The sequence below is a fragment of the Chloroflexota bacterium genome (assembly GCA_016197225.1).
Lineage (GTDB): Bacteria > Chloroflexota > Anaerolineae > Anaerolineales > VGOW01 > VGOW01.
Window position 1 is genome coordinate 1 of the sequence record JACPWC010000106.1, and the last position, 6,792, is coordinate 6,792.

At 57.5% G+C, this 6,792-nt stretch carries 7 protein-coding genes; 2 read left to right on the forward strand and 5 right to left on the reverse strand.

The window, feature by feature from the left end; genetic code table 11:
* Window positions 1–550: hypothetical protein (locus HYZ49_17825; protein MBI3244144.1), on the reverse strand; the 550-nt coding region annotated here is incomplete at its 3' end.
* 97 nt (window positions 551–647) lie between these two features.
* Between HYZ49_17825 and HYZ49_17830 the strand changes: the two genes are divergently transcribed.
* Window positions 648–1,124 (forward strand): DinB family protein, encoded by a 477-nt coding sequence (locus HYZ49_17830; GenBank protein MBI3244145.1) that lies wholly within the window; start codon window positions 648–650, stop codon window positions 1,122–1,124.
* A gap of 272 nt (window positions 1,125–1,396) precedes the next feature.
* Here HYZ49_17830 and HYZ49_17835 read toward each other — a convergent pair whose 3' ends face one another.
* The 4 genes from HYZ49_17835 to HYZ49_17850 all read right to left on the reverse strand — a co-directional run bounded on the left by HYZ49_17835 (window position 1,397) and on the right by HYZ49_17850 (window position 5,389).
* A complete protein-coding gene (locus tag HYZ49_17835) occupies window positions 1,397–2,077 on the reverse strand; it encodes a hypothetical protein (protein MBI3244146.1) in 681 nt (226 codons plus the stop codon).
* 362 nt (window positions 2,078–2,439) lie between these two features.
* Window positions 2,440–3,246, reverse strand: a complete 807-nt coding sequence (locus HYZ49_17840) for an AAA family ATPase (protein ID MBI3244147.1) — start codon at window positions 3,244–3,246, stop codon at window positions 2,440–2,442.
* 2 nt (window positions 3,247–3,248) lie between these two features.
* A complete protein-coding gene (locus HYZ49_17845) occupies window positions 3,249–4,667 on the reverse strand; it encodes a DDE-type integrase/transposase/recombinase (protein MBI3244148.1) in 1,419 nt (472 codons plus the stop codon).
* An 83-nt stretch (window positions 4,668–4,750) separates the two neighbouring features.
* Window positions 4,751–5,389 carry a hypothetical protein gene (locus HYZ49_17850; GenBank protein MBI3244149.1) on the reverse strand — a complete coding sequence of 213 codons (639 nt, stop codon included), beginning with the start codon at window positions 5,387–5,389 and terminating at the stop codon, window positions 4,751–4,753.
* A 245-nt stretch (window positions 5,390–5,634) separates the two neighbouring features.
* Between HYZ49_17850 and HYZ49_17855 the strand changes: the two genes are divergently transcribed.
* A complete protein-coding gene (locus HYZ49_17855) occupies window positions 5,635–6,783 on the forward strand; it encodes an exonuclease SbcCD subunit D (protein MBI3244150.1) in 1,149 nt (382 codons plus the stop codon).
* The last annotated feature ends 9 nt before the right edge of the window (window positions 6,784–6,792 follow it).

Here is a 6,792-nt window from a genome sequence, read left to right on the forward strand (position 1 = left end):
GGGGGGCGATGAGGGTGACTGTTTGAGTCACAGTAGCGAAAAGTGTGGGCGTGCTTGTTGGCAAGACGACGAGGGTGTTGGTAGGCGGAGGTGGGGTGATGATTGGGGTCGTCGTTGCGGTGGGGCCGCCCCCGCCGGAGCTGGTGGAGGTGGGGGTGGGGGTCGGGGTCGGGGTCGAAGTGGCGGTGCGGCTGGGGAGTGGCGTTGGCACGACGAGGCTGATGCCAGGCGGCTGGAGCCAGATCGTTCCCGGAATCACTGCCAACACATTCGGGTCGAGGCCTTGATCGGCGATGATCTCTTGCACAATATCCGGGCTGACGGGGGCGAAGATAGTGAAAGGCCAGGGGGCATAATTGGCGGCCAATTGGGAGCGGGTGTCGGGGGCTTGATCCTGGCGAGGCAAAAATAAGGCGATTTGCCCGGCAGTGAGCAACATGACCAGCAGGCAGGGGGCGCTGAGCAACCACGGCAGCCACAGGGCAACCTTGTGTTCTTCCAGCTTCATCCGCTCCGGCAGTCCCGGCGGGATCAGGCTCAATTCTTCCACAGGCGTATGATACTACAATGAAAAAAGAAATAGTTAATGTGTTACAGCCCGCATTTTGTTTTACAATCGTGTCTCAATATACTACAAGGCCAGCCACATGCCACGCTTGAAAATCACATCTGCCGAAATCCAAAAGCATCTCTCGCTCCTCGCAGAAACGCCTCGGCGCATTGCGGCCAGCACCACCGGGTTGGCCGAGTTGCGATTGAAGACCTCACCCGGCGACAAGAAGTGGTCGGTGGTGGAGCTGTTGGCCCACTTGCGAGCCTGTGATGATTTATGGTCGCACAGCATTTACGCCATGCTGACCCAAGACAGCCCGATGTTGCCTTTGCTCGACGAGCGCCGCTGGGCGAAGACGACTCGTTATGCTTCACTTGAATTCCAGCAATCGTTTCAGGCCTTTGCCTTGAAGCGCGGCGAGTTGCTGCGGGTGTTGGCTGACTTGCCCGAAGCGGTCTGGGCCAGAACCGCTAGCATCGAAGGCCGGACGCACAGTGTGTTCAGCCAGGCCCGGCGGATGGCGTTGCACGAACACGAGCATTGCCAGCAAATTGAGGCGCTCTGCAAATAACTTTGGCAATAAAATAAGGAGACTTGCCATGCCCACCAAACCGAAAACCAAAATCCCAAAGCCAAAACCCCAGACCCCAAAGATGCCGAAGTTCAAGCCTGCGCCGGAGTGGATCAAAGAACTATTTGCGAAGGTACTCGGCGATTTCCCAATGGCCGAGCAACGCCAGATGTTTGGCTACCCGTGCGCCTTCGTCAAGGGGCAGATGTTTGTGGGCGTGTTCGGCGAGGCGCTGATGATGCGGCTCTCGGAAACGGATCGGGCAAAGTTTCTTAAGTTGGAGGGGGCAAAACAATTCGAGCCGATGCCGGGCCGCCCGATGCGCGAATACGAACGTTCGCCTGAATGTCTTCGAGATGCGCCTGCACGGCGGCAGCCTCAATGCCCGGCGGCGCGTAGACGGTGAAGAGGGCGTCCCGTGCCGCAGGCGTGATGCGGGTGCGGCGGTCGGGGCCGTAGAGGATGCTGGAGGTCACGCCTTCGGCGTCGGCGATGAAGATGTCGCCCGCCTTCAGCGTTTCATCTTTGCCGTTCAACAGAATATAACTCTCGTCGCCGCGCGCCACATCCAGCCTCAGCGGCCGGCGCAGAGCGTCGAGGTCGTGGCCGGCGGTCAACATCCCATCCTTGAGTTCGGCCATGAACATGCACTCGACCAGAGCGGCGACGCGCGGCAGGGACTTGCCTTTGAGGACGACTGACTCCAATTGCAATTGAACGTGATAGCTTTTCTTGAAGCGCCCGTAGTAGTCGTTGTAGGCTTGCATGACCGGCAGGGCGTTGAACTTCGCCCGGTCGTATCCGGCGAAGCGCGCGCGTAGGTCAGCCTCCAACTCCGCTTTGCGGCGCTCGAGTTCGGCGTGCGTCTCCGGGTTGGCGACGCCGCGCATGATCAGCAGTCCTTGCGAGGCGCCGGGGTAGGTGGTTTGCCAGGTTTGGGAGAGGGTGAGCATGGGTGGAGGTTGGTGAGGATTATACAACGGTGAGGGTTCCAGGCTTTTGACGTTAGGGAGGAGGGTGAAGGCGAGGGTGAGGGCATGAGGAGGCTCCGGCGGACAATTGCTGGAATTAGGGCGATCGTACCACAGCGGATTTTCGTCAACGCGCTAAAATGAGTGCAATCACAGTTTTTTTACCATTCATATATACCAAGTAAGCCGCCTCTCAGTATTAACGCGAAGTTCAGCGCAAAGCGAGGTGTTAAGGGCCGAATTGTTTGGTGGTGCAAGGCTGGAATAAATGGCGTCGCGACGGATAAAAAGAGGGCCTCGGTTGAAAAACAACCGGGGCCCTTTTGTTGCCGAGGGCGCACCGTTCACTCGTGGTCGAGTTCAGCGATCGCCTTGCGGAGGGTGCTCTCATCAATGACGGTCTTCTGGTCAATCAACCCGGCCATGAGAGCGGTGGTGCAGGCTTGGTTGATGCGGCGGGGGATGCCTTTGGTGTAATCGTAAACGCGGGCGAGGGCGTCGTCGGTAAAGAGCGTAGGGGTCGAGGCGCCGGCGACGCGCAGGTGGTGCTTGACGTAGCCGAGGGTTTCTGGCAGGTCGAGCGGGCCGAGATGGTAACGCACGGCCAAGCGCTGCGTCAGCGCCTCGTGGACCGTGAGTTGCAAGGTGCGGCGGAGTTCGGGATGGCCGATGAACAGCACCGTCGCCAACGAGTGGCTGTCCATCTTGTCGCTGAAGAGCAGACGGAGTTGCTCGAACATCGGTTGGGTCAAGAGGTGTGCCTCATCGAGCAGGATGACCGGGGCCCGATGTTTGGTTTGCCACAGGTCGTCGAAGGCGGCGCGCAGAGCGGCGACCAGGCGCGGTTTGCTGAAGGGCGGTTCCTGCCCCAGTGCCAGCAGTAAATCGCGGTAGAGGCCGGAAATGCCAGTGGTGGGGTTGGCCAGGTAAATCACCAAGTAACGATTGAAGTCTAAACTGGCGGCGAAGGCGCGGACGGCCGTAGACTTGCCGGAACCAATCTCACCAGTGATGAGGCCGAAGCCGCGTTCGCGGACCAGATAGGTCAGACGGGCGGTGAGTTCTTTCTGGCCAGCGGTGGGGAAGAGGTCGGCGGTGGGAATCGTTTTCGAGAAGGGGACGCGGGTGAAGCCATAATACGCTTGGAACATGGTTAAGCCTCCAGGGTGGTTGAGTCGTCAGGCGACAGTAATTCAGCAAAGGAGAGCCGCCCGAGGGTCTGTTGCTGTTGCTGGGCATATTCAGCGCGTAGGGCGGCCAGAAAATCGAGCGCGGTTTGCGGCTTCGGTGGTGGGGGCGGTTCGGTCGCTAAACGTTCAACGGCCAGATGCCGCTGCCGACCCTGAGTCAGAACACTGGCCAGGCCGAGTAACTGCCCCTCGAGATAAAGTTCAACGTGCGAGAGGTCGAAGGGGTCGAAGCGGAGTTCGAGGGTGCGCCCAGCCCATTGCGGTTCGACTTGGTAGCGATTGCCCTGCAGGGCAATGGTGGCGTCACGATAGACTTTGCGTTTCTCGCGCCACAGAAACGCCCGCCGCAAGGTTTCGGGGTCGACCGTGCGCACCTGGGCCAGGCCAGCGGTGTAACGCGCGAGCGGCGTTTGTTTTGTTTCAGTGTGTTCGTGTTGGTGATAGAGGCATTCCAACCAGGCCCACAGCGACTCATTGAGGTCGGTGAGGGTCGTCAACTGCGAGGTTTCGACTTCAGGCAAGAATTGAGCGCGCACCGTCTCGAAAAACCTTTCCTGCTTGCCCTTGCCTTCCGGTGAGTAAGGTGCGGCGTGAATCCGTCGGATAGCCAGCGTGGCGCAAGCCGCGGCGAACTGGGTGGCCGAGTAGACCTGGCCATTGTCCACGTACAGCGCTTGGGGCACGCCGCGCCGCAGGATACTGACTTTCAAGACCCGCTCCAGGCGCGGCAAGGCTTCATCGAAGAAGAACTCGGCATAGGGCACGAGCCGTGAGTGATCGTCAAGGAAGCAGAACAGGTAGGTGCGCCGTTTCTTCCCGGGCGGGGCCGGGTCGGGCAACCACGGCCCGACTAGCAGGTCGCCTTGCCAGAGGGCGTTGACGTGCTCACGCTCGAACCGGCGATAGGTCTTGGCCTGTTGCGCCAACAGGCGGCGGGTCTTGCCTCGGCGGCGCAAGTTCGTGGTCAAGGTGTGGACATTGAGTGGCTTCGCCAGCCGTAGGCTGGGGTCGCGACTGAGAATGTCCACCAGGGTCTGCGTGGTGCGCGCCGGTTGGTCTTCGCGCAAAGCGATAGCCTTCTCCAGCACTTCTGCTGGAAAGGCGCGCGGCTGACCGGCGTCCTCTCGAGACGTAGGGCGCAACGCCTCAAAGCCATGTGTGCGGTACACCTTGAGATAACGGCGTAGGGTGGTGACGCTCACCCGAGTGCGCGTGGAACCAGGGATGCGATACGTCTTGGCGGCAATCGTCCGCAAGGCTGGCTCTTGTTGGCCGGCGTCGGGCGGGTCGTGAATGAGAGGCGCAATGAGGCCATACCGAAAGAGCGCAATTTCGGTGAGCAGGTCGTGACGATCAGACAAGGGGGAGGATTGTGTCGGCATGGGGCATCTCCAAGTGGTCAAAAGGATATGCCCGCCACTTTACGCCGACTTTGAGGTCTGGGGGAGCGCGCAAAGTGTGTAGGTCAGATCAATCGCGCCAGCCCCCGCGCCTGGCCCCAGTGCCAGAGAAAGCGCAACCGCTCATTGAAGCCGTAGGCAGCCAATTCCGGCCAGCAGGTTTTGGCCCAGGCCAACAAATGCAAGCTGGCGGCTAACAATCCCTGCGGCGGGGCCAGCGCTTCGGCACCAAGGCCCAGCGCATCCAAGAGCGGCAACGCCGGAGCCTGTTGAGCCAACGTCTGCTCAATCTGGCCCAACCAGGCCGCGGCCTGCGTGGCTAACGACTGACACCAGCGTTTCATCGTCCGCAGCGACGGCGCGCCTTGCGGGGCGCAACGCTCCGCCACCTGCCGCCATGAAATGGCATCTTCATAATGTGCGATAACGACGGCTTGAATCACTTCTAGTAAGTAATGCCGGAAACCCAGCAGGAAACTGGGCAACAGCGACAGTGTGCGCTGACAGGCGGTGCAATACCAGCGTTTGATGCGGAGGGGGTAAACCTGCTGCGCGTCCAGCGGTTTGCGGGGATAACACCCATGGCCGACGAAGGAGTGAGCGGCCTGACAGTGGGGGCAGGTCGTGGGACGCGGAAAGACCAACTGCTCAAACTGCGCCCGGTAAGTTTGAACAGTACAGTTGAACTCAGTTACAATGACCATGTAGGGCTGCTCCCCTCCAGGTGTGCGGCCAAGCATCTAACCTGGAGGGGAGCGTTTTTTCTCCGGTGACCTGAAATAGTGACACTGACCTCAGTGCGCGCAGATGATACCCGACGTACCCAGAAACAAAAAGGCCACCCAAAATGGATGGCCTGGCAACATCACCAACGAGACACCGCCAATTTATTCAGCCGTATAACCCCAAATCACTACCAAAGATTTAAGCCGTTAACAGCGAGGGAACCGTGAGATTTATACACACAGCTGACTGGCACTTAGGTCGTTCGCTCTACAATATCTCATTAATAGAAGATCAGGCCTACGTACTAAATCAGTTAATTGATTTAACAAGAGACACCCAGCCTGCTCTCTTAATTATTGCTGGAGACATCTATGACCGCGCAATTCCATCGACAGACGCCGTTCAATTACTGGATGATACGCTCTCCCGTCTGATTCTAGGTATTGGGATTCCAGTTCTGCTTATTGCAGGCAATCATGACAACCCTCAGCGACTTCAATTCGGGGCCCGGCTGTTAGAGAAACTAAAGCTGCATGTCTTTGGAGCGCTTTCTGAGCGATCCTTCATTCAAATGTACGATGAAGCAGGAGCAGTCTCCTTCTATGCTATGCCTTATGCAGAACCTTCATTAATGAGAGAATATCTGCAAAACGATCAGATTACAAACCATGATTCCGGTCTCCGCGCGTGGGTTAACGACCTAAAAGCAAAACCCTCTTTCTCTTCTATGACACGACCAGTTCTTGTAGGCCATGCTTTCGTTGTTGGAGGAGAAGCCAGCGACGAACGCCCTTTGTCTGTAGGCACGGCTGGAACGGTAAGCGCCGATTGTTTTGATGGCTTTCATTACGTTGCCTTAGGACATTTACATCGCCCCCAATCGCTAGCAAACGAAAAAATTCATTACTCAGGTTCGTTGCTCAAATACTCGTTCTCAGAAGCATCTCATTCAAAGTCCGTGAACTTGGTAGAGATAGATGCTACTGGGCAGTGCAAAGTTGAGCGCATCCCTTTTACGGCAAAGAGAGATGTCCGATACGTTGAAGGCACAATAGCGGAGATACTCTCTGGAAAAGTAGAGCGCGGGAATCTCGAAGACTTTGTCAAGGTAAAGCTTAAATACACAGGAGCAATCCTAAACGCGGCGAGTAAACTTAGAGAAGTTTATCCAAATTTTTCAGGGATTGACTACCCGACTCGAACTTTAGAAACAAATAGCCCACTAAGCAAAACTGATCACATAAACTCTGATATCGCTACGCTATTCGCGGCTTTTTACCAAGAAGTTACTGGTCAGCAACTAACCAGCGAGCAGGCCGCCGTTTTTTCCTCTGTGGTTGACAAAGTGCGCCTACAAGAGCGGGAGGCATAGAGATGAGAC